Here is a 20,226-nt window from a genome sequence, read left to right as displayed (position 1 = left end):
CGCTGGGTGGCGATGACGTAGTAGTGGCGGGCCTCAGGCCCGGTGACAGAGCCTGCACGCGGCTGCTGGGGTGCCCGCCGGTACCACCCGGAAGGGGCGCGGCAAGAAGTCCCGGGCCGCAAGCGCGGCCTGGCAGTTGATGTTCTTGGTCTGGTGATCGCGGTAGTGGTGTTGGCTGCGTCCGCGCATGACAACGCCGCCGGCATCGCCTTGCTGGACGAGGTCGCCGCCGACACCGACACGGTGCACAGGGCCCTGGTGGACCAGGGGTTCAAGTCCGCCGTCATCGATCACGGGCAGAAGACAGGCATCGACGTGGAAGTCGTCGAGCGCAACCAAGCCGGCCGGTTCCCGGATCCGTGCGGCCAGTTGCAGGTAGTAACTGAGCTGGTCCAGGGCCTGGACCGGTCGTACGAAGGTGTCAGTGGTGTCGGCTCCGCCGGCCCAGACGATCCGGGCCCGCACCTGTTCGCTGGTCCCCATCACCGTCACTTCGACCTTTTCCACGACGGCCCGGACGATCTCTTTGCGGTCCGTCGTGGTCGTACTGCCGGCGTGCCACAGTCCGTCGATGTCGCCGGCCAGGTCGGTGATCGTCTGCCGCTCGGCCGCGGTGAGCGTCTTTGGGCTGGAGCGGGTAAAGCGGTCGTGCTCCTCGGTCAGCCGCTGCTGTTCGGCCAGGGCCTGTTCCCACTCCCGCTCCAGCCGGCGGACGATCAGGCGGTTCTCCGGCTCGGCGAGATGGTGGCTGCGGCGGGCCCGCTCGGCGGCAGCCCCCGGATCATCAACGACAGGGGCGAGGAGCTATACCGGCCCGGAGGTCACGAGCCCACTTCGGGCTCTACTCAGAAGGCAATGGGCGGGGCGAGAGGTCCGATGAACGGACCGGCTGCCTTGCGGGCATCGTGCGGGTTCGCAAGCATCCCGCCCTGAACTCGAACGGGCAGCCGCTGCCGTCGAGTGAAGGACATCCATGAAGAGGAGCCATGGCACTTCTGCGACGATCGAAGGGGCCGGCGCACCTCGCGCGCCTACGGGTGGCGACGGTGAGCTGCGCTCTGCTTGTTCTCCACATGTCAGGTGTCACCAGCGCCGCCGCGAACGCGGCCGCGCACCCCGCTCGTTCATGCTCCGCCCTCACGAAACTCTCGCTGCCGGACACCGAGATCACGGCGGCGCGGAACGTGCCTCGCGGCGACTACAAGGCTCCCGACGGGAAGACCTATCGGGACCTGCCCGCGTTCTGCCGCGTGACCGCGAGGATCGCTCCCAGCCTCACGTTCGAGGTCTGGCTGCCCGCCACTTCCTGGAACCGGCGACTCCAGGGCGTCGGCAACGGTGGTTTTGCCGGGCAGATCAGCTACTCGGCGATGGCCCCTGCCCTCACCGCGGGGTACGCGGCGGTGTCCACGGACACCGGACATTCGGCGTCCGACACGGCGAACTCCTGGATCAGCGACCCGGCCCGACTCCGGATGTGGGGGCGGACGTCGATTCATCTGATGACGGTGCGCGCGAAGGAGATCCTCGCGGAACGCTACGGCGCGGGGCCGAAGTACTCATACTTCGTGGGCGGATCCACCGGCGGCCGGCAAGGCATGATCGAGGCGCAGTACTACCCGGACGACTACGACGGGATTGTCTCGAAGAGCCCCGGGATGGACTACAGCCACGTCATGATGGCGGTCCTGTGGGCCTCGCAGCACCTCGCGGAACACCCGGACGGCGCGCTCGACGAGGACAGTCGCAAGCTGCTCGGCGATGCGGTCCTGGAGGCGTGCGCAGGCCGCGACGGAGTACCGGGAGATCCGTTCCTCAACGACCCGCGCGACTGCGGATTCCCCCTGGAGCGGCTGCGGTGCAAGGGCGACCGGAGCGACGGATGCCTGACCGCCGCCCAGATCGCGACAGCCGAACGGATCTACGCTCCGGTATCCAACCCACGGACCGGTGAACAGCTGTATCCGGGATTCTCCTACGGCAGCGAATCCGCCTGGCACTACGCGGCGGAGGACCCGCAACTGGTGTCCTACCCGCAGGCGTTGTTCGGCCGGGCCGTCTTCCACGACGCGAACTGGGACTGGCGCACCTTCGACTTCGACAAGGACGCGGCCCTGGTGGAGAAGAAGCTGGCGCCCGGGATCGACGCGACGCGCACTGACCTCTCGCGCTTCGCGGCGCGTGGAGGCAAGCTCATCATGACCCAGGGGTGGAGCGACGACTACCAGGCGGCGACGCTGCCCATCGAGTACTACCACCAGGTCCTGCTCGACCACGGTGGCTCCGACGCCCGCTCGTCGCTCCGCGGTGTCCAGCAGTTCTACCGGCTGTTCATGGTTCCCGGCGGTGGGCACGTGACGGGTGGCCCGGGCCCCAATTCCTTCGACGCGCTGTCCGCCGTCAGGAACTGGGTCGAGCGGGGGATCGCTCCGAAGAAGATGGTGGCCACCAAGTACGTGGCGGACCGTCCCGAGAACGGTGTCTCGATGACACGGCCGCTGTGCCCCTACCCGCAGGTGGCCCGCTACGACGGGTCCGGGCCGGCCTCGGAAGCGGGCAACTTCCGGTGTGCGGACGACTGGGCGGATTTCGCCGCGGACGTGGCACGGCAGCAACAGCGATGATCCGGTCGGCCGCGCTCCGCGGCGGTGTGTGGCCGACCTCGGTCTCCTGAGCGGGCCCGGTCCTCCGCCGGGCCCGCGGCGTCGGCTTCGGGCGTTGCACCGCCGCTCGTCTCCGCGCCGGATCAGCCGCCGGAGGCCCACTCCACGACGGTGGCGGCGAACTCCTGCGGTATCTGCTCCGGCGCCGCCACATGGCCGTCCGACAGGACCCTGGTCGGACAGCCGAGTGTCGCCGCGAACTTCGCCAACGACGGCCGGGAGTACGTGTCATTGGGGGCGCACACCGCGAGGGTGCGTGCGGTGATCCTCGGCAGGCGGGGTTCCATGGCGTAGCGGCGGATCGCCTCGTGGCCCTCCTCCACGCGGTCGAGGACGGTGAGTGCGTCGATGACGTACCGGCCCAGGGGCGCTTCCTCGCCCGGCCGGTAGAAGCGGCGCCGGTTGTCCCACAGCTCCCGCAGGTGGGTTCCGTCGGGTGCCGGGTCGACGTGGTCGACCTTGCCGTGGGGGCCGGTGCGCTTCTCGTCGTCGACGAACGGTGTCCCGGAGAGCGTCAGGCTGGCCACCCGGTCCCGGAAGCGGGCCGCCACCTCGACGGCGATCACCCCGCCGGTGTGATGCCCGACCAGGTGGAACCGGTCGAAGCCGAGCGCCTCGACGAGGTCGGTGACACCGTCCGCGAAGCGTTCGATGGTGTGCGGCCCGGTGGGCTTCGCGGACGCCCCGTAGCCCACGGTGTCCATGGCGATCGCCCGGAACCGGGCCCCGACCAGGGGGAGAACGTCGAGGTACTCCGTCCAGGAGCGGGGCGTCTGGTGGAGCAGCAGCACCGGTTCGCCGGTGCCGCACTCGGCGTAGTGCAACTGCCCGAAGCGACTGCGCGCGTAGCCCTTCTTCAGCACGTTGGTGTGCGTGGTGTCCGTCATGTGTGCCTCGATTCCGTTGAACGCGGCCGTCGATGGGCCGTTCACAGGGCCGGCAGCACCGAGGCGCCGACCGTTTCGATGAGGTCGGTGGGCGGGTCGTAGGAGCCCACGTGTTGCAGGAACACCCCGCTGACACCGTCGGCGTGCAGGGCGCGCAGCCGCCGTGTGATGTCGTCGGCCGTGCCGAACAGGCAGAACTCCTCGGCGAACCGCAGCGCCGCCGCGTCGTCCACCCACGCGGACGCGACCCGCACGGCGGCGTCCCAGTCCTCGGCGTGCACCAGGTCCGGGTACACGCCCCCTACGACCTCGGGCACGGCGACGTCGATGCCGGCGAGGGCGAGGAACGGGGCGCCGCCGTTCTGGGCGATCGAGGCGCAGATGGGCTTGACGCGGCGGGCCGCCGCCTCGATGTCGTCGGTGACCTCGCAGTACGCGGACACGGTGATGGGTACGGTTCCCGCCGGGCGCCCCGCCGCCCGCTCGCCCTCGTGCACCCGCGCCGTGGCGCCCGCCAGAGTGCGCGGTGAGACGCCGCTGAGGAGGATGGCGCCGTCGGCCGCCTCCCCGGCCAGCCGCAGATTCCGCGGCCCGCTCGCCGCGAGATGCAGGGGTACTTCGGGCCGCGGATCGCGCAGCCGGGAGCGGACCGTTCCCGCGGGGCCCGTGAAGTCGTGCTCGTCGCCCTTCAGGAGGGTGCGCAGCAGGGCGAGGCCGTCGCGCATCTCGCCCGTCCTGCTCTGGCGCAGGCCGACCGGCCCGACCGAGCTGTTGCCCACGCCGAGGCCGAGGGTGAAGCGGCCCGGGGCCAGTTCGGCGACACTGCGGGCCGCGGAGGCGACGACGGCGGGGTGGCGGGTCACCAGGTTGGTGACCGCCGTGCCCAGGCCGATCCGTTCGGTGCCGAGCGCGGCGGCGGTGAGGGTGGTGAACACGTCGCGCCACAGCAGCTGCGAGTCCGGGAACCACGCGGCGTCGAAGCCGAGTTGCTCCGCCCGACGCACGGTCGCGGTGATCCGGTCGGCGCGGTCGCAGGGCGGGATGCGGACGCCGACCGTCACACGGGCTTCCTCCGCGTTGCGTGCGCCCGTGCTCAACGGGCGCTCACCATCGGGGTGTCGACGCCCACCGGGCCCAGCGGCGTCGCCCCGCCCGGGGAGCCGAGCGCGGCGTCGCGGCCGGGGAGGATCTCGACGAAGAAGCGCCGGTTGTCCTCACGGAAATCCGGGTCAGCCTTGCGGTCGACGGTGATCGCCTGCTCCGGACAGGCGACTTCGCAGGCGCCGCAGTCGATGCACTCCATGGGGTTGATGTAGAGCTTGCGCTCGCCCTCGTAGATGCAGTCGACCGGGCACTCCTCCATGCAGGACCGGTCCATGATGTCGACGCAGGACGATCCGATGACGTACGCCATGGTGTGCTCAGTGCTCCTTCTCGGTGGAGTGGCCGGGGAACAGGGCCGCCTCCGGGTCGATGACGGTGGCCGCGTTGTTCACGGCGGTGGCGGCCTCGCCGAAGCCGACCGAGATCAGGCGGACCTTGCCGGGGTAGTCGGTGATGTCACCCGCGGCGAACACCCTGGGCAGGTTGGTCGCCATGTGGGTGTCTACGGTGATCTTGCGGGCCTCCAGGTCGAGGCCCCAGTGCTGCAACGGGCCGAGGTCGGCGAGGAAGCCGAGCGCGGCGACGACGGTGCCGGCCGGGACGAGGCGGGTCTCCTTCGTGACACGGTGCCGGACCTCGGCCCGCTCGACCCGGTCGGCGCCGACGAGCCGGCTGACCTCGCTGTCGGTGACGATCTCGACGCCGAGGTCGCGGACCTTCTCGACGGACGCCGCGTGGGCACGGAAGCGGGCCGTGCGGTGCACGAGGGTGACCGAGCGGGCCATCGGGGCGAGCAGCGCCGCCCAGTCGAAGGCGCTGTCACCGCCGCCGACGACCAGCACGTCGCGGTCCGCGTGTACGGACGGGTCCGGCACGAAGTACTCCAGGCCGCGCCCGAGGAACTCCTCGCCGGCGGGCAGCGGGCGCGGGGTGAACGTCCCGACGCCGCCGGTGATGACGACCGCCTTGGCGTGCACCGTCGCCCCCTGGTCGCTGCGGACGACCGGCAGCCCGTCGGCGTCGTGCGTCAGCTCGGCGGCCCGGTGGCCCAGGAGGTAGTGGGGGGAGTACGGCTCGGCCTGGGCGACGAGACCGTCCACCAGGTCCCGGCCGCGCACGGACAGGAAGCCGGCGATGTCGAAGATCGGCTTCTCGGGGTACATCGCGCTGATCTGCCCGCCGAGCTGTGGAAGGACGTCCATGACGGTGACGGTCAGTCCGCGGAACCCGGCGTAGTACGCGCCGTACAGGCCCGCCGGACCGGCGCCGATGATCAGGACGTCGGTGGTCAGGACGTCGGTGTCGTCGGTGAGTTGGCTCATGTGGTGAGCGTAGGAACGGGGGAGTGGTTCCCCCTACGGAGTCGTTCCGGTGAGTAGGACGGTCCCGGCGGACATGTCCCACGACATGGCGAGGGGCCCGCCGGACGGCGGGCCCCATCGCGTGCGTGCGAGGCGGCGCGGCTATGCGAGCGACCGGCCGATGCCCAGCGCGGCGGTCCGTAGCGCCGTCGCGTACCCCGCCGCGTCCATCCGGTAGGTGGGCGCCGTGATGGACATCGAGCCCACCAGGGTGGTGCCCCCGGCGAACACCGGGACGGCCAGGCTCGCGTAACCGAGTCTGATCTCCTCGGCCTCCAGGACGATGCCCTCCTCCCGGATCCGGTCGAGCTGGGCGCGCAGGCGGCCCGGTGAGATCACCGTGTGCCGGGTGATCGGCTTGAGGCCGCCCCGGACCACGTCGACGAAGAGCGAAGGCGGCGAGTACGCGAGGATCGCCTTGCCGGTGCCCGTGCAGTACAGCGGCAGTCGGCCCGCCACCCGGGACTCGGCGTTCAGCCCGCGATGCGGGAAGATCTTGTCCAGGTAGAGGACGTCCAGGCTGTCGGGGATGGCGAAGTGGATGGTCTCCCGGGTGATCAGGAGGAGATCCTCCATGTACGGCTGCACGGCCTCGCGCAGGATGCGCTGCCGGTGCACCCGCTGCCCCAGCTCGAACAACCGCAGACCGAGCCGGTAGTCGCAGCCCTCGCGCTCCAACAGCCCCCAGGTGACGAGCTCCTGGGCCAGCCGGTGCACCGTGGCCTTGGCCGCGCCCGACCGGCGCACCAGCTCGGCCAGCGAGAGCGCGGCGTCGTCGGAGGTGAAGGCCTCCAGGATCGGACGGACCTTTCCCAGAACGGAGTTCATCGCGTCGGCGCCGCCCGCTTCCTCGGCACCACCGCCCGGATCGGCCTCCGCCCGCGCCGAGTTCGGCCGCGCGGAGAGCACGAACCCGGAAGGCGCGGTGTGCCCCGGGCGGCGGTCGGCCGTCGGTGCTCCGGCCGCCGCGCTCATGCCGACTGCCCCGCGTCCACGGCGGCCGGGTCGATGACCGCCACGCCCATTCCGGTGAGCCACTCGGGCATCGGCTCGTAGGCCAGCCGCCGGGCGGGCGCGTGGTCGAGGGCGGCGGCCATCAGCAGCCAAGTGCGCAGCTCCTGCGCGCCGTTGCCCGCGACCTTCTCCAGTTCCTCCGTCGTGTACGCGGTGAGACGGTGGGCCTCGCCACGTTCCAGCAGGGTGAGGAACTCGTCGTCGAACTCCGGGGTGAGGGAGGCCTCGGCGGCCCGGATGATCTCGCGGCGGCGCTTGTCGTAGTCCTGCCAGTTGTTGCGCCCGTTGAGCCAGGCGCCGACCATGAACTCCTCGTCGTCGCCGTGCGGTTCGCGCCAGTCCGGCCAGGGCAGCCGGTGCGAGAGTCCGCCCGAGCCGACCACGGCGACGCGCCGGTCGCCGGGGAAGGCGAGCACGGCCTCGCGGATGGCGCGCCCGAGTTCCTGACATCGCTCCAGCGTCGGCAGCGGATGCGCGAAGACGTTCACGACCAGCGGCACGATCTCCACGTCGAGCCCGTCGAGCAGGTACTGGATGGCGTGCGACTGCCCGTGGTCGATCTGGAGCCGGGCGGAGAACGCCGGATCGAACCGCCCGCTCTCCACCAGCGAGTCGGCGATGTGCTGCGCGAGCGGCACATCGACCGGCTGCGGGCCCTTCGGCGTCCCGGACTCACCGCTCGCGACGCACTCCCCGACACCGAGGGTGAACGGCGGGATCAGGTCGAGCCAGAACCCGCGGAAGTGGTTGGAGCCGATCAGGACGACGGTGTCGGGCCGGGTTCTGGCCAGCTCGTCGCGGGCCGTGCCGAGCGCGTCGCGGAAGCGTTCGGCGCGGTCCTTGTGGAGGGTCTCCTCCCAGTGGGTGTTCATCAGCGTGCTGTGGGAGGCCCCCACGCCGAGCACGATCTCGCTCATGCCGTAGCTCCTTCCGGCTCCGGGGCGGCATCGCAGTCCGCACGGGAACGGGTGACGGTGTCGACCGCCGTACGGATCAGATGACGGGTCAGCTTCTGCATCTCCGTTACGGAGACGGTGTTCATGCCGCGGGTGAAGTCGATGTCGAACGGCGCGTCGGTGACCTTCGGCATGCCGACGCGGACCGTCGGGATGCCCCGCCCGCGCAGGATGTTGGCGTCGGTGGCACCGCTGTTCCCGGTCACCACCTCGTGCGGGTGCCCCTCAAGGGCCTCCCACCCGGCGACCGCGCTGCGGAAGACCCAGCTCTCGCGGCTCGTGGAGGTGCCGGGAATCGCCAGGATCATCTCCGCCGTCGCGTCGAGCCCCGGCGTCGACTGCCGCAACTCCTGCAGAGCGGCGGTGAATTCACGCTTCGCCTGCATCGGGGTGGTCTCCGGCGCGATCCGCAGGTCCACGCGCAGTGTGCAGGCCGCCGGAGTGGCGGCGGCCAGTCGGGGCCAGCCGCCGCGCACCGACGAGACGACGCCCTGGGGCGCGACCGTGCCGCCGGTGTGCCGCTTCGCGTACTCGGTGAACCACTGCTCCAGGTGTCGTACGACGTCGCCGGCGCGGCTGATCGCGTTGTCGTACGGGAGCCGGTGGCGCGAACCCACGTAGGTGTGGGTGCCGTGCACCGTCACCTCGAACCACACCAGGCCGACCTCGTCCCACGACACGGTCCACCCCGGCTTGGCGATGACCGCGTAGTCCGTCCACACGCCCTGTTCCAGGAGGAAGGAACAGCCCACGCCCTGACCGGTGTTGAGCCGGTCGCTGCCGGGCCGGGCGTTGGTCGGCATGCCGCCCGCGCCGAACGCGGCCACCAGATCCCCCGTGAGCGGCACCCCGGCGAGCGCGATCGCCTCGGCGGCCATCATCACGCAGGCCGCGTGGCCCTTGGGGTTGGAGGCGCCAAGACCGGTCACCAGGTCGTCGTAGACCGTCGCCTCGGGACGCATGTCCTCCCGCAGCTTCGGACCGGCCCACGGAACGTCCTCGCTCTCCTCTCCCACGGTGAACGTGTCGATGGGCGCGTACAGCATCAGGTCGGGCCCGGTACCGTCGCCCTCGAGGCGGGCCCAGGCGTTCGCCTGCCGGGCGTCGAGCGGCTGACAGTGCGCGCGCAGGCCGGCCGATGCGAGCGTCCCCGTGATGTGTTCCGCCAGCGGCCGCTCGTCACCGGTCGGACTGGGGACACCGACCAGGCCCACGATCAGCTCGCGCAGCCGTTCCTCGGTGACGTGCTTCCACGTCTCCGACACCCAGCCGCGACGCTGCTCGTCGAGACCGGAGAGGCCGTCCAACTCGTCGGCGCCGCTCACTGGTTGACCCGGTGGACCTGGGTCATCGTCGTCTGCGCGAACCGCTGCTTGGCACGGGGGAGCGCCACCGCGACGGCGACGCCGAGCAGGATCTTGAAGAGGGTGCGGGCCATGATCAGGCCTCCGTTTCCGTGGTGGTGGGGTCGGTGACACCGACCGCGGCGAGCTTCTTGCCGTACTCCTCCTCGCTGAGGTTGCGCCAGGAGGTCAGTGACACGTCGGGGCGGTACAGCTTCTCCGGCGGCGCGTCGGTCACGTCGACCATCCACTTGTCCTGGCCGGAGAACTGGCCGTGGAACAGCCAGCGGATGGCGCCGAGGTACTTGCCGTAGAAGCGGAGCGTGTCCCAGCCCTGCTTGAAGTTGACCATCACGCCGACGTACATGTGGTGGTCTTCGTCGATCGGAACGTAGAACTCGTAGTGGATGAAATTGGGGTAGGCGATCCGCAGCATGCCCGGCATCGTCAGTGACGCGAAGCCGGGGAAGTTCTGGGCCTCGATCACCGGGTCGACCTTGTCGGACTTGCCGGTGTTGCCGAGGTTGAACGTCTCCTTGGGCGGCTGTTTCTTCCACCACCGCTTGTTGGACCACTTGCCCACGCCCGGGAAGTCGGCCTCCCAGTAGACCTCGTCCTGCACGCGGTAGATCCAGCGGTCCTGCGGCACGATCCTGGTGATGTTCCAGGTCGGCATCGGCTTGACCAGCCGCCAGAGGGCAGTGCGGTGCAGGTACTTGGCGTGCCCCTCGTCGAAGCCGTTCTCGCAGGCGAAGCGCCAGTTGCCGCCGCGCGGCTCGAGGCGGCCGCCCATCACGAAGGCGTTGGACACCAGCTCCTCGGGGAGCTGCTCGTCGATCGGGGGCGCCTCCTCGTCGGCGACCGGCATGTACACCCAGACCATGCCGAGCCGTTCCTCGACGGCGTACGTGCGCACGCCCAGCTTGCCCGTCAGACGGCAGCCGGGGCCGTCGGTGATGACCGCGGACAGCTTGCCGGTGGGCAGGTCGAAGGTCCAGCCGTGGTACGGGCAGCTGACGGTGCCGGGGAACTGCTGGTTGCCCTCGGACAGCGGCACGCCGCGGTGCGGACAGCGGTTGTGCAGCGCGTACACCTTTCCGCTGTCACGGATCAGCGTGATCTTCTCGCCGCACAGCGTGAACGGCTTGGGGTCGCCGGTGATGTGGCTGGCCCAGGTGACCGGATACCAGTAGCCGCGGAAGCCGGACGCCGCCGCATCGTAGTGGGGCCAGGACGACCAGTCCTGCCGGCCGATCTTGTCGTCGGATGCGCGGCGCGCCTTGGCGGGCTGCTTCTCGGCGGCTTTCTTCACGGCGGGGGATCGTTCGCTCGTCGTCATCTCGTCGTGGCCTCCTGCTCAAGTGGGTGTGCGGCACGAGCATCCGACGGAGTCCGGCCCCCCGCCTATGAACCTGTTCCGGTGAACGGACCGGGCCTGCGCGGACCGGTCAGCGAACCAGCGACCTTGAGGGGGCCGCGGCGAGTGGACACCATCCGCTCATGAACCGCATGACGATTCCCGGCCTCGTCGACGCGGCCGCCGCGCACCACGGCGAGCGGACCTTCCTCACCGTCGACGGGACCCGGCGCACCTACGCCCAGACACGTACCGCCGCAGCCACCATGGCCGGCGCGCTCGCGGCCCGCGGCTGCCGACCCGGCGACCACGTCGCCGCGCTGCTCCCCAACCGCGTCGAACTGATCGATCTGGTCCTCGGCTGCGCCTGGCTCGGCGCGGTCGTGGTCCCGCTCAACACCGCGCTGCACGGGCGGCTGCTGCGGCACGCACTGGACGAGTCGAAGCCCCAATTCCTGTATGTCGACGAGGAATTCGCCGAGCGGGTGGAGGCGGTGGAGTACGCGGGCGACGTATGGGTGACCGGTTCGCCGCAGGCACCCGTCCCAGGCGTCGAGGAGGCGCTCACCCCGCACCCGTCCCGGCCACAGGACACGGCCGCCGTCCTGTTCACCTCCGGCACCACGGGGCCGGCACGCGGCGTGCGCTGCCCGCACGCCCAGTTCGTCTGGTGGGGCCGGAACGTGGCCGACTCGCTGCGCCTGACCGCCGACGACACCCTCTACACCTGTCTGCCCCTGTTTCACACCAACGCCCTCAACACGCTGGCACAGGCGATGACCGTGGGCGCCTCCATGGTGGTGGACCGCAAGTTCTCCGCCTCGCGGCACTGGCAGCGGGGCGCCGGGACCGGGGCCACGTGCGTGTACCTGCTCGGCGCCATGGTGCCGATGCTGCTCGCCCAGCCGCCCGGGCCCGGCGACCGTGCGCACCGGGCGTGGCGCGGTCTCGGCCCGGGGACGCCCGGCCCGCTGTGGGAGGTGTTCCGCGAACGCTTCGGTGTGACGCTCGTCGACGGGTTCGGTTCCACGGAGACCAACATGGTCATCGGCTCCGTACCGCGGGACTGCCGCCCCGGCTACATGGGCACGGTGCGCGACGGCTTCGAGGCGCGGGTCGTCGACGCGGACCTCGCCGAAGTGCCGGACGGAACCCCCGGGGAACTCGTGGTCCGAACCGACCGGGAACACGCCTTCGCCACGGGGTACTTGGGGGACGCCGCACTGGAGCCCGGCTCGTGGCGCCGAACGGGGGACCGCGTGGTCCGCGAGCCCGACGGCTGGTTCCGCTTCGTCGACCGTGTCAAGGACTGCATCCGGCGACGCGGCGAGAACATCTCGTCGTACGAGGTCGAGACCGCGCTGCGAGCACATCCCGATGTCGCTCAGGCGGCCGCGTTCCCGGTTCCGTCGGCGCTCGCCGAGGACGAGGTGATGGTGGCGGTGGTGCCGCGTGCGGGCCGAGTGCTGGACGCGGCGGAGGTGGCGCGCCACTGCGCGGGGGAGCTTCCCGTCTTCGCGGTGCCGCGGTACGTGGACGTGGTCGCGGCGTTGCCGCTCACGGAAACCGGCAAGGTACGCAAGTCCGTGCTGCGGGAGCGAGGGGTGACCGGGGGGACGTGGGACCGGTGCGGCCAGGAGGCTGTGCCGGACGGGCGGTGAGATGCCGCGCGCAGCGCACGCCTTCCACAAGGGCGTGGGAACTCCGACCAGTTCCCACGCCCTTCAGCCTCGGGCTCTCACCCGGGCAGCAGCACAGCTCGTCCCCGCACTCGCCCGCCCCGCAGCGCGTCCAGCGCCGCGGGCGCGTCGGCCAGGCCGAACTCATCGACCGTCAGGCTCAGTTCACCCTCGGAGAGCCGCCGGACCAGGTCGCCGGAGACCTCCCGGGCCCGGCGTTCCTGGCGGATCATGTTCACCGGCACCAGCGCCACCTCGTCGAGCAGCCAGCTCGGCAGGTCGAGCTCGACGTGCGGGCCCGCCACGTACCCGATGACGACGGCGCGACCGCCCTGCCGCACCCACCGGCTGCGGCCGACGAGGCCGGAGCCGCCGAGCGTGTCGACGAGCAGCGACGCCGCACGGTCCCGGGCGAGGTCCGCCGCGCCCTCCAGTGTCACGGCCTCCACCCCCTTCGGCACATCGGCCAGCTGGTCCTCCCGGCCGACCACACCGGTCACCCGGGCGCCCGCGGCCAGCGCCTGCTGCGCCACCATCGCGCCGACCGCGCCCGCCGCGCCCACCACGACGACGTTCTCGTCCTGGCCGATCCGGGCGACGTCGTGCAGAGCCACGTACGCGGTCGTGGCCGGGACGAAGAAACTCGCCGCCACGGCCGGGTCGAGCGGGGCCGCGAGCGGCGTGACGGCCTTGCGCTTCACGCTGACCCGCTCCGCCCACGTTCCGTCGCGCAGCAGGCCCAGGCCACCGCCGCGCAGCACGACCTGCGTCCCGGGCGCGAGGCCGGAGTCGGCGTCCGCCTCCAGGACCGTGCCCGCGCCCTCGACCCCTCCGACGTAGGGGAGTTGGGGCTTGAGCTCGAAGTCACCGGAAGCGACGGTGGCATCGAGGTGCGAGACACCGCCCGCCGTGACCTGGACGAGAACCTCTCCCGGCGCGCGGGCCGGCTCGGGCACTTCGTCGAGGACCGGGGCGGCGCCCCAGTCGTGGAACCGTACGGCCCGCATCAGCCGGCCGCCTTGCCGATGAACTCGAGGCTGAGCGCGTTGAAGCGCTCGGCCTGCTCGTGCTGCGGCCAGTGCCCGCAGTCCTCGAACAGCTCCAGGCGCGAGCCGGGGATGCCCTCGTGCAGCGCCTTCGCCTCGGGCACGTCGCCGAACGGGTTCTTGCGGCCCCACACCACCAGGGTCGGCTGAGTGATCCGGGCCTGCTGCTCGGGGGTCAGCAGGTTTCGCTTGCGGCGCTCCATGTCCTGGAGGGACAGCAGGTTGTCGACGCCCGCGACGAACTCCGGCGTGTGGTAGATCGCGTGCCGGGCCTCGACGAGTTCCTCGGTGGCGGAGGCGTCGTCGGCCATCAGCAGCCGCATCCGCTTGCGGGTCAGCTCGATGTCGTCGGAGGTGACGGCCTTCTTGGTGCTGGTGCGGATGCGGTCCATCACCTCGGGGTTGGCCACCGTGCCGCCGGAGCAAAGGAGTTGGAGGCTGCGCACCCGCTCAGGGTGCTCGACGGAGGCGCGGGCGCCGACCCAGCCGCCCAGCGACTCGCCGACGATGTGTGCGCTGTCGACACCGACGGCGTCCAGGTAGTCGAGCAGATGGGCGACGTAGTCGGCGATCTCGTACGGCTTGTCGGGCTTGCCGGTGTAGCCGTGGCCGAGCATGTCGATGGCGTGCAGGTCGTAGGCGGCGTGCGCGGTGATGTTGCGCGCGAAGGCCTCCAGGTGGCCGCTGGTGCCGTGCAGGAAGACGACGGCCTGGGCGTTCGGGTCGCCGGCGCGCAGGGCGCGGGTGGGGACTCCGGCGGCGTCGACGTACTCGACGCGGAAGGGGGTCGGGCTGATCTCGGTCCAGATCGACATGGGGCTTGCTCCGTAAGGCAGTTGGGGAGGGGGGAAGCTTCAGCTCAAGGAGTCGAGGAAGCCACTGACCACCGAGTGGTACGCCTCGGGGCGCTCCTCCTCGAGGTGGTGGGAGGTGTGGTCCATCACGTGGAGGTTCCCGTTCGGCACCATGCGGGCCAGCATCAGCGGGTAGTCCGGGGTGAGGAACGCGTCCTGCATGCCCCACATGAACAGCGTGGGAGCCTGGATCTGCCCCAGTTCCTCGGTGAGGTCCTGCCAGTCGCCGCGCGGCGAGTCGGACATGGCCGCAAGGGCGCGCTCCTCGTCGTCGAGGCTCTGCTCGTAGCGCATCGACAGCGTCTCCTCGGGGAGCTTCGAGCCGTCGTACCACTCCAGCTTCGTGATGAGGTCCCGCATCTTCTCGCGGGTCGGGCCCTCGCCGCCGTAGTAGACGTCGCGGGCCGTGCGGCCGCGATGACCGTTCTCGGGGAGCGGGGCGAGCGGCCCGTAGAAGACGGGCATGCTGCCGGTGATCACGAGGGACCGGACGCGCTCCGGGTACTTCGCGGCGAGGTTGAGGGCGATGGTGCCGCCCCACGAGCTGCACACGAAGTCGGCGCGGTCGACGCCGAGCGTGTCGAGCAGGCCGACGGTCTTCGCCGCGTGGTGGTCCCACATCGGGCCCTTGATGGGGGACTTCTCCGACTTGCCGTACTGCTGGATGTCGACGAGCAGACAGCGCCGGTCGGCCGCGAACAGGTCCGCGACGGGCCCGAAGTCGCTCCATGCGGTGCAGCCGGGGCCGCCACCGTGCAGGAAGACGGTGTCGGGCCCCGAGCCGAGGTCGTGGTAGTGGTAGCGGATGCCCGCGCCGTCCGCGTAGTGGCTCTCCGGTGCTGGTGACATGCGAGTCCTTCCGTCCTTCTGTACGACTGCGGGGGATACGGTGTCGAGCCCATCACCGCGCGGGGCGCGGGCCCAGCGTCGCGGTCCGTTCAGCGAACCGCTCCCGCTGGGTGACGTGGGTGACTTGGGTGACCGTTCACTGCGCGGTGTAGCCGCCGTCCGCGTGCAGCAGCGCGCCCGTGGTGAAGGACGAGCCGGCGGCGAGCAGCGGGAGCACCGCGTGCGCGATGTCCTCGGGCGTGCCCCAGCGGCCGAGCGGCACCTTGGCGGTGAAGGCGGCCTGGGCGGCGGCGTCGGTCGTGGCGTCACTCTCGTTCATCGGGGTGCGGACGGGGCCGGGCGCGACGCAGTTCACGGTGACGCCGGTCCCGGCGACCTCCAGGGCCGCCGACCTGGTGAGCGCGGCGACCGCGCCCTTGGTGGCGGCGTAGCCACCCCGTTCGGGGGCGCCCGTCGAGCCGAGCACGGAGCCGATCGTGACGATGCGGCCGTGTCCGGCGTCGAGCATGCCGGGCAGGACGGCGCGGATCGCCAGCCAGGTTCCGATGACGTTGGTGTCGAGGGCGGCGCGGAAGTCGTCGGGTGTCAGGTCGAGCACCGAGCCGCGGGCCAGCTGCCCGGCGGCCGTCACCAGGCCGGTGACGGGGCCCCAGAGTTCGGCGGCCCGGCTCACGACCGCGGCCAGCGCCTCAGGGTCGGTGGTGTCCGCGACCAGTGCCAACCGGCGTTCGCCCGCGATGCTTTCGAGCTGCTTCGCCGCGGCGTGGCAGCGGTCCTCGGAACGCCCGGTGACCACCACCGGGCGCCCGGAACGGGCCACCGCCTCCGCGACGGCAAGGCCGATCCCGCTCGTGCCGCCCGTGACGAGCACGGGCCCGTTCTGCGCGGCTTCTTCGGAGTGCTGTGTCTCGGTGTGCTGTAGCGAACTCATCCGCCGAGCATGCGGAACGTCCGGGAACACACCAACACGGGCGGTCCGGTCACCGGAACCGGATCACCCGCGTCGGAGCGGCCTCAGTGTCCGATGAACACCGGAGCCCGCTTGTCGATGAACGCCTGAAGCCCCTCCGCCGCGTCGGCCGTCCCGGTCAGGTCGGCGACGCCCTTCTCCTCGCGTTCCAGGGCCTCTTCGACGGGCAGCCCGTACCCCTCGTCGACGACCCGCTTGAGCAGGGCGATGGCGGCCGTCGGCTGCGCCGCGAGGCGGCGGGCCCGCTCGGCGACCGTCGCCTCGAACTCGGCCTGTTCCACCACGACGTCGACGAGTCCGAGCTCCAGGGCACGCTGCGGCGTCAGCCCTTCCCCCTCGATCATCAGGCGCTTCGCCAGGTGGGGTCCTACGAGCCGGGGGAGTCGCTGACTGCCACCGGCCCCCGGGAACAGCCCGAGCCGCATCTCCGGGAACCCGAACGTGGCCTCCTCCGAGAGGATCCGCAGGTCGCAGGCGAGCGACAACTCCGCGCCGCCGCCCAGCGCGTGGCCGTTCATCGCCGCGACGACCGGCTTGGGCGCCTGCTCGATCACCCGCTGTACGTGGATCCAGCGGCGCATCTTCGCCTGGTTCTCCGCGGACAGGTCCCGCATGACGGCGATGTCGGCGCCGGCGATGAAGAACCGGCCGGTGCCGGTGATGACGATGCAGCGCACCTCCGGGTCCGCGGTCAGCGGCGACAGGGCCGAGAGGAACTCCTCGATCATCGCCGGATTCACAGCGTTCGCCTTGGGCCGGTCCACGCGGACGGTGGCCACGGCGCCGTCGCGCGTCACGTGCAGTACGGAGGGCTGCTCCTGGGGTGTGTCGCCCTGCGTCATCTTCGTCTCGCTCATTCCGTCACTCCCTCGGCGGTCAGTGCCGCCAGCTGTTCATCGCTCAGGTCCAGCAGTTCTCGCAGCACCTCATCCGTGTGCTGCCCGAGGAGCGGTGCGGGCCGGTCGAGCCCGCCGGGCGTCGCCGCCAGCCGCGCGACGATGCCCTCGTGCGGGACCGGCCCGGCCAGAGGATGGTCCAGGACGGGGTAGAAGCCGCGGGCGGCGAGCTGCTCGTCGGCCTCGACCAGGTCCTGTCCGGTCGCCACGACCGCCGCCGGCACACCCTCGGCCTGGAGCAGCTCCGGCAGCTTGTGGGCGTCCTGCCCGCGCGTCCAGGCGGCGAGGGCGGCATCGATCTCGTCCTCGTGCGCCCGCCGTGCCGCCAAGTCGCCGTGGGCGCAGGGGAGTTCGGCGAGACGCGTCAGGGCGTGCCACTGTGCCTCGTCCGTCACGGACACCGCCACCCACCGGTCGTCGCCGGCCGCCGGGTACACACCGTGGGGCACGGCGTGTAGTGACCGGTTCGGATGCTCCGCCGTGCGGGGATCGGGGGCACCGGTGCCGAGGACGGGCTCCAGGGCCGCCGGGCCCATCGTCGCGGCCATCGCCTCCAGTTGGGACAGGTCCACGTGTCCGCCGCGGCCCCGCGCCAGCAGGTCGAGCGTGGCGAGCACCGCCGAGTTGGCTGCGATCATGTCACCGAGCCCGAAGGTGAGCCCTTGTGGCGGGCCGCCCGGGTCACGTGTCTCGTAGGACAGGCCGGACATCGCGGCGAGGGTGTCGGCGAATGTCACGGCCTTGCGCCAGGGCCCGGTCTGCCCGACTCCCGCCATCGACACCAGGACGACGTCCGGGTTCAGCTCGCGCAGCGAGGCGTAGTCCATGCCCCACCGGGCCAGCACACCCGGGCTGAAGTTCTCCACGACGACGTCGCAGTGCGGGACCAGCTCGCGCACCAGCCGTTGGCCCTCCTCGGTCCGCAGATTGAGGGCGACGCTGCGCTTGTTGCGGTTGAAGTTGAGGAAGTAGCCGCTGTCGTCGGGGTCGGCGCCCGGCCTCAGATGCATCGACGGCGCGAAGCGCGTGGGGTCCTTGCGGTGCCGCGATTCGACCTTGACGATGTCCGCGCCGTGCTCCCCGAACTGCTTGGTCACGTACGGTCCTGCGAGTACCCAGGTCAGATCGAGGACCCGAACGCCCTCCATGGCCCGGGACTTCGGCCGCTCCTGCTGCCGGGGCGCCGGGGCGGGGCGGCGCCACGGAGAGCCGGCCTCCGCCTCGCGGAACGCGGGCAGGGTGACCGGCCGGGGGAGCGCCGCCCACGGAAAGCCGACGTCCTCGACGCCTTCGTCCGGCAGTCCTTCGCCGGTGACCGTGACCAGGGACGCGCGGTCGCGCAGCTGCGGATGGGCGGTCAGCCGCTCGGGCGGCACGACCTCGGCCCACGGCAGGGCGCGCCGGCGCGCCTCCGCGGCGATGTCGGCGGCAGGCTGCCCCTTCGCGAACCGCCGCATCAGCTCGTCGACATGGGGGCGCTCGCACCACCGGAACGCGGCGTCCTGCCAGCGCTCGTCGAGCAGGTCACCGGCCTCGCCGCGCTCCGCCATCCAGTCCAGCAGATCCGTCCACATCCGGGGGCTGCCGGAGTAGCCCCCGGCCACATACCCGTCCGCCGCCTCGAAGATCCGGTGCGCGACGTGCTCGTACACCCCTCCGTTGCGCACGGGGAAGCGTCCCGCGTGGATCCAGGCGAGGGCGGCGGTCTCCAACGTGGCGGCGACGGCCTCCTGAGCGGAGATGTCCACGAGCTGAGGAGTTCCCGACACGACGGCGAGCAGCGCGCCGATCGCCGCATGAGCCCCGGCTGTCTGCAACGCCTGTTCGCGCGGCGGCGGCTTGGGCTGTCCGTCGGCGCGCCCGCCGAGCCAGGTCATGCCGCCCGCCGACGCCAGGACCAGATCGTCGCCGACCCAGTCGCGGCGCGGCCCGGTCAGACCGAACGGCGTCACCACCACGTGCACCGCGTGCGGCCAGCGGGACGATCCGTCCTCGCGCAGGCCGCGCAGCTGTGCCACGGGTCCGCTCTCCAGCACGACATCGGCCTCCGCCGCCAGTGCGTCGAGCTCCGCCGCGTCGCGCACCGGGGTCCAGCGCTTGCCCGCGTGCCAGTGCGCACGGGCCGCCGGGTCGAGGCCCGCTCCCGGTTCGATCCGGACGACGTCGGCGCCGGTCCCGACGAGCAACCGAGCGCCCTGGTAAGCGAGTTCGTCGGTCAGATCCAGCACGCGCAGTGCTGTCGGGTCCGTGTCTGTTCGCACCACGGCTCCTCCCTCTACGTGACCGCAGCCTTTGCGGAATCCCACGATCACCGTGGGCGGGGAGGTGGACCACCGCCGTGTTCTGTTGACCGGACCAGGGGTGCGGACCAGGGGTGCGGCCTAGAGGTGCGGCCCGGGGGTGCGACGGGGTGCTCAGCCCACCGCGTGCCCCGCGTCGTACGACGCCTTCTGCGCCACACCGCGTTCGATGCTCTCGGCGGTGGCCCGCAACGCGGCGAGGCCGCGGTCCACCGTCACCTGTGCGACCGGCGCGGTGATCGAGAGCGCGGCGTGTGCGAGGCCGCCCGCGGCCACCGGCACGGCGAGGCTGGCGTACCCGGGCCTGACCCCCTCGACCTCCAGCACGTACCGGTGCCGGACCGCCGCGGACAGGCGCCGCATCAGCGCCTCGGGATCCGTCACGGAGCGCGGCGTCATCATGGGAAGGCCGCCGCGGGCGAGGGCCGCCACCTGCTCGGTGCCGTCCGGGGCCAGGGCGAGCAGCATCTGACCGGTCGCGGTGCAGGAAGCGGGCAGCCGGCCGCCGACGTAGGAGTGGGTGAGCACGTTGGCCTCACCCGCGATCTTCTCCAGGAACAGGACGTGGGTGCCGTCGAGGACAGCGAGGTGCACGGCGGCGCGGGTACGTGTGAACAGGTCCGCCATCAGCGGACGGGCGACGGTGCGCAGCACCGCGGACGCGGGCACCCGCTCGCCCAGGTGGAAGAGCCGGATGCCGAGTTCGTACATCTCCCCGTGCCGGTCGAGGAGACCCCACTGCACCAGTTCCTGGGCGAGACGGTACGCCGACGCCTTGGGCACCCCCGACCGGCGACTCAGCTCGCTCAGCCGCAGCCGGTCGGCACCGGACTCGAAGGCGGCGAGCAGCAGCTGAGCCTTCCCGAGCACGGAATTGGGCAGCAGAACCTCTTCGTCGGCGTACGAGCCCATCGGCGTCCCTCACTTCTTCGCATGGCGGTAAAGCC

17 protein-coding genes and 1 pseudogene are annotated in these 20,226 nt (G+C 71.5%); 3 read left to right on the top strand and 15 right to left on the bottom strand.

What is annotated here, in order from left to right:
* Positions 1–46: 46 nt before the first annotated feature.
* Positions 47–348 (top strand): annotated as a pseudogene (locus ACIRHA_RS32455) (transposase); the annotation flags it as partial.
* Between the two features lie 725 nt (positions 349–1,073).
* Complete coding sequence (locus ACIRHA_RS32450; RefSeq protein ID WP_403853293.1) at positions 1,074–2,624, top strand: tannase/feruloyl esterase family alpha/beta hydrolase; 1,551 nt, start codon at positions 1,074–1,076, stop codon at positions 2,622–2,624.
* Positions 2,625–2,746: 122 nt separating this feature from the next.
* Here ACIRHA_RS32450 and ACIRHA_RS32445 read toward each other — a convergent pair whose 3' ends face one another.
* From ACIRHA_RS32445 to ACIRHA_RS32410, 8 genes are all read right to left on the bottom strand, one after another.
* The gene (locus ACIRHA_RS32445; protein ID WP_403853291.1) at positions 2,747–3,550 is read right to left on the bottom strand and encodes an alpha/beta fold hydrolase; all 804 of its coding nucleotides are present in this window, start codon (positions 3,548–3,550) and stop codon (positions 2,747–2,749) included.
* 41 nt (positions 3,551–3,591) lie between these two features.
* Complete coding sequence (locus ACIRHA_RS32440) at positions 3,592–4,647, bottom strand: LLM class flavin-dependent oxidoreductase (RefSeq protein ID WP_403853289.1); 1,056 nt, start codon at positions 4,645–4,647, stop codon at positions 3,592–3,594.
* Positions 4,644–4,964, bottom strand: coding sequence for a ferredoxin (fdxA, locus tag ACIRHA_RS32435; RefSeq protein ID WP_403853287.1), 321 nt, complete (start codon positions 4,962–4,964; stop codon positions 4,644–4,646). Before fdxA ends, ACIRHA_RS32440 begins: the two co-directional genes overlap by 4 nt.
* 7 nt (positions 4,965–4,971) lie before the next feature.
* Positions 4,972–5,976, bottom strand: coding sequence for an NAD(P)/FAD-dependent oxidoreductase (locus ACIRHA_RS32430; protein ID WP_403853285.1), 1,005 nt, complete (start codon positions 5,974–5,976; stop codon positions 4,972–4,974).
* Between the two features lie 141 nt (positions 5,977–6,117).
* Entirely contained in the window at positions 6,118–6,990 is an 873-nt protein-coding gene (locus tag ACIRHA_RS32425) for an IclR family transcriptional regulator (protein ID WP_403853283.1), read from the bottom strand.
* Positions 6,987–7,946 (bottom strand): catechol 1,2-dioxygenase, encoded by a 960-nt coding sequence (locus ACIRHA_RS32420; protein ID WP_403853281.1) that lies wholly within the window; start codon positions 7,944–7,946, stop codon positions 6,987–6,989. The genes ACIRHA_RS32425 and ACIRHA_RS32420 overlap by 4 nt, the downstream gene beginning before the upstream one ends.
* Positions 7,943–9,310 (bottom strand): M20 family metallopeptidase, encoded by a 1,368-nt coding sequence (locus ACIRHA_RS32415; protein WP_403853279.1) that lies wholly within the window; start codon positions 9,308–9,310, stop codon positions 7,943–7,945. The genes ACIRHA_RS32420 and ACIRHA_RS32415 overlap by 4 nt, the downstream gene beginning before the upstream one ends.
* A 115-nt stretch (positions 9,311–9,425) precedes the next feature.
* Positions 9,426–10,667 (bottom strand): Rieske 2Fe-2S domain-containing protein, encoded by a 1,242-nt coding sequence (locus ACIRHA_RS32410; protein WP_403853277.1) that lies wholly within the window; start codon positions 10,665–10,667, stop codon positions 9,426–9,428.
* 161 nt (positions 10,668–10,828) lie between these two features.
* Between ACIRHA_RS32410 and ACIRHA_RS32405 the strand changes: the two genes are divergently transcribed.
* A complete protein-coding gene (locus tag ACIRHA_RS32405; RefSeq protein ID WP_403853275.1) occupies positions 10,829–12,346 on the top strand; it encodes an AMP-binding protein in 1,518 nt (505 codons plus the stop codon).
* 77 nt (positions 12,347–12,423) lie between these two features.
* On the opposite strand, the gene ACIRHA_RS32400 is transcribed toward ACIRHA_RS32405, so the two are convergent.
* The 7 genes from ACIRHA_RS32400 to ACIRHA_RS32370 all read right to left on the bottom strand — a co-directional run bounded on the left by ACIRHA_RS32400 (position 12,424) and on the right by ACIRHA_RS32370 (position 20,191).
* Positions 12,424–13,371 (bottom strand): alcohol dehydrogenase catalytic domain-containing protein, encoded by a 948-nt coding sequence (locus tag ACIRHA_RS32400; RefSeq protein WP_403853274.1) that lies wholly within the window; start codon positions 13,369–13,371, stop codon positions 12,424–12,426.
* Entirely contained in the window at positions 13,371–14,225 is an 855-nt protein-coding gene (locus ACIRHA_RS32395) for an alpha/beta fold hydrolase (RefSeq protein ID WP_403853272.1), read from the bottom strand. Before ACIRHA_RS32395 ends, ACIRHA_RS32400 begins: the two co-directional genes overlap by 1 nt.
* Positions 14,226–14,264: 39 nt before the next feature.
* Positions 14,265–15,113: an alpha/beta fold hydrolase gene (locus ACIRHA_RS32390; protein ID WP_403853270.1), complete on the bottom strand. Its 849-nt coding sequence runs from the start codon at positions 15,111–15,113 to the stop codon at positions 14,265–14,267.
* A gap of 136 nt (positions 15,114–15,249) precedes the next feature.
* Entirely contained in the window at positions 15,250–16,044 is a 795-nt protein-coding gene (locus ACIRHA_RS32385) for an SDR family NAD(P)-dependent oxidoreductase (protein WP_403853268.1), read from the bottom strand.
* Between the two features lie 83 nt (positions 16,045–16,127).
* The gene (locus tag ACIRHA_RS32380; protein WP_403853266.1) at positions 16,128–16,940 is read right to left on the bottom strand and encodes an enoyl-CoA hydratase/isomerase family protein; all 813 of its coding nucleotides are present in this window, start codon (positions 16,938–16,940) and stop codon (positions 16,128–16,130) included.
* Positions 16,937–19,240 (bottom strand): CoA transferase, encoded by a 2,304-nt coding sequence (locus ACIRHA_RS32375; RefSeq protein WP_403853264.1) that lies wholly within the window; start codon positions 19,238–19,240, stop codon positions 16,937–16,939. Before ACIRHA_RS32375 ends, ACIRHA_RS32380 begins: the two co-directional genes overlap by 4 nt.
* A 153-nt stretch (positions 19,241–19,393) precedes the next feature.
* Positions 19,394–20,191, bottom strand: a complete 798-nt coding sequence (locus ACIRHA_RS32370; RefSeq protein ID WP_403853262.1) for an IclR family transcriptional regulator — start codon at positions 20,189–20,191, stop codon at positions 19,394–19,396.
* Positions 20,192–20,226 lie beyond the last annotated feature (35 nt).

This window comes from Streptomyces sp. NPDC102360 (genome assembly GCF_044766085.1).
Lineage (GTDB): Bacteria > Actinomycetota > Actinomycetes > Streptomycetales > Streptomycetaceae > Streptomyces.
Note: the sequence above shows the minus strand (reverse complement) of the source record. Positions and strands in the feature narration are given on the sequence as shown.

Excerpts from the sequence above, each read along its gene's own strand:
- ACIRHA_RS32400 (WP_403853274.1), bottom strand. The coding sequence starts at position 13,371 with ATGCGGGCCGTACGGTTCCACGACTGGGGCGCCGCCCCGGTCCTCGAC.
- ACIRHA_RS32450 (WP_403853293.1), top strand. The coding sequence starts at position 1,074 with ATGTCAGGTGTCACCAGCGCCGCCGCGAACGCGGCCGCGCACCCCGCT.
- ACIRHA_RS32410 (WP_403853277.1), bottom strand. The coding sequence starts at position 10,667 with ATGACGACGAGCGAACGATCCCCCGCCGTGAAGAAAGCCGCCGAGAAG.
- ACIRHA_RS32420 (WP_403853281.1), bottom strand. The coding sequence starts at position 7,946 with ATGAGCGAGATCGTGCTCGGCGTGGGGGCCTCCCACAGCACGCTGATG.
- ACIRHA_RS32430 (WP_403853285.1), bottom strand. The coding sequence starts at position 5,976 with ATGAGCCAACTCACCGACGACACCGACGTCCTGACCACCGACGTCCTG.
- ACIRHA_RS32390 (WP_403853270.1), bottom strand. The coding sequence starts at position 15,113 with ATGTCACCAGCACCGGAGAGCCACTACGCGGACGGCGCGGGCATCCGC.
- ACIRHA_RS32405 (WP_403853275.1), top strand. The coding sequence starts at position 10,829 with ATGAACCGCATGACGATTCCCGGCCTCGTCGACGCGGCCGCCGCGCAC.
- ACIRHA_RS32385 (WP_403853268.1), bottom strand. The coding sequence starts at position 16,044 with ATGAGTTCGCTACAGCACACCGAGACACAGCACTCCGAAGAAGCCGCG.
- fdxA (WP_403853287.1), bottom strand. The coding sequence starts at position 4,964 with ATGGCGTACGTCATCGGATCGTCCTGCGTCGACATCATGGACCGGTCC.
- ACIRHA_RS32380 (WP_403853266.1), bottom strand. The coding sequence starts at position 16,940 with ATGAGCGAGACGAAGATGACGCAGGGCGACACACCCCAGGAGCAGCCC.
- ACIRHA_RS32425 (WP_403853283.1), bottom strand. The coding sequence starts at position 6,990 with ATGAGCGCGGCGGCCGGAGCACCGACGGCCGACCGCCGCCCGGGGCAC.
- ACIRHA_RS32445 (WP_403853291.1), bottom strand. The coding sequence starts at position 3,550 with ATGACGGACACCACGCACACCAACGTGCTGAAGAAGGGCTACGCGCGC.
- ACIRHA_RS32395 (WP_403853272.1), bottom strand. The coding sequence starts at position 14,225 with ATGTCGATCTGGACCGAGATCAGCCCGACCCCCTTCCGCGTCGAGTAC.
- ACIRHA_RS32370 (WP_403853262.1), bottom strand. The coding sequence starts at position 20,191 with ATGGGCTCGTACGCCGACGAAGAGGTTCTGCTGCCCAATTCCGTGCTC.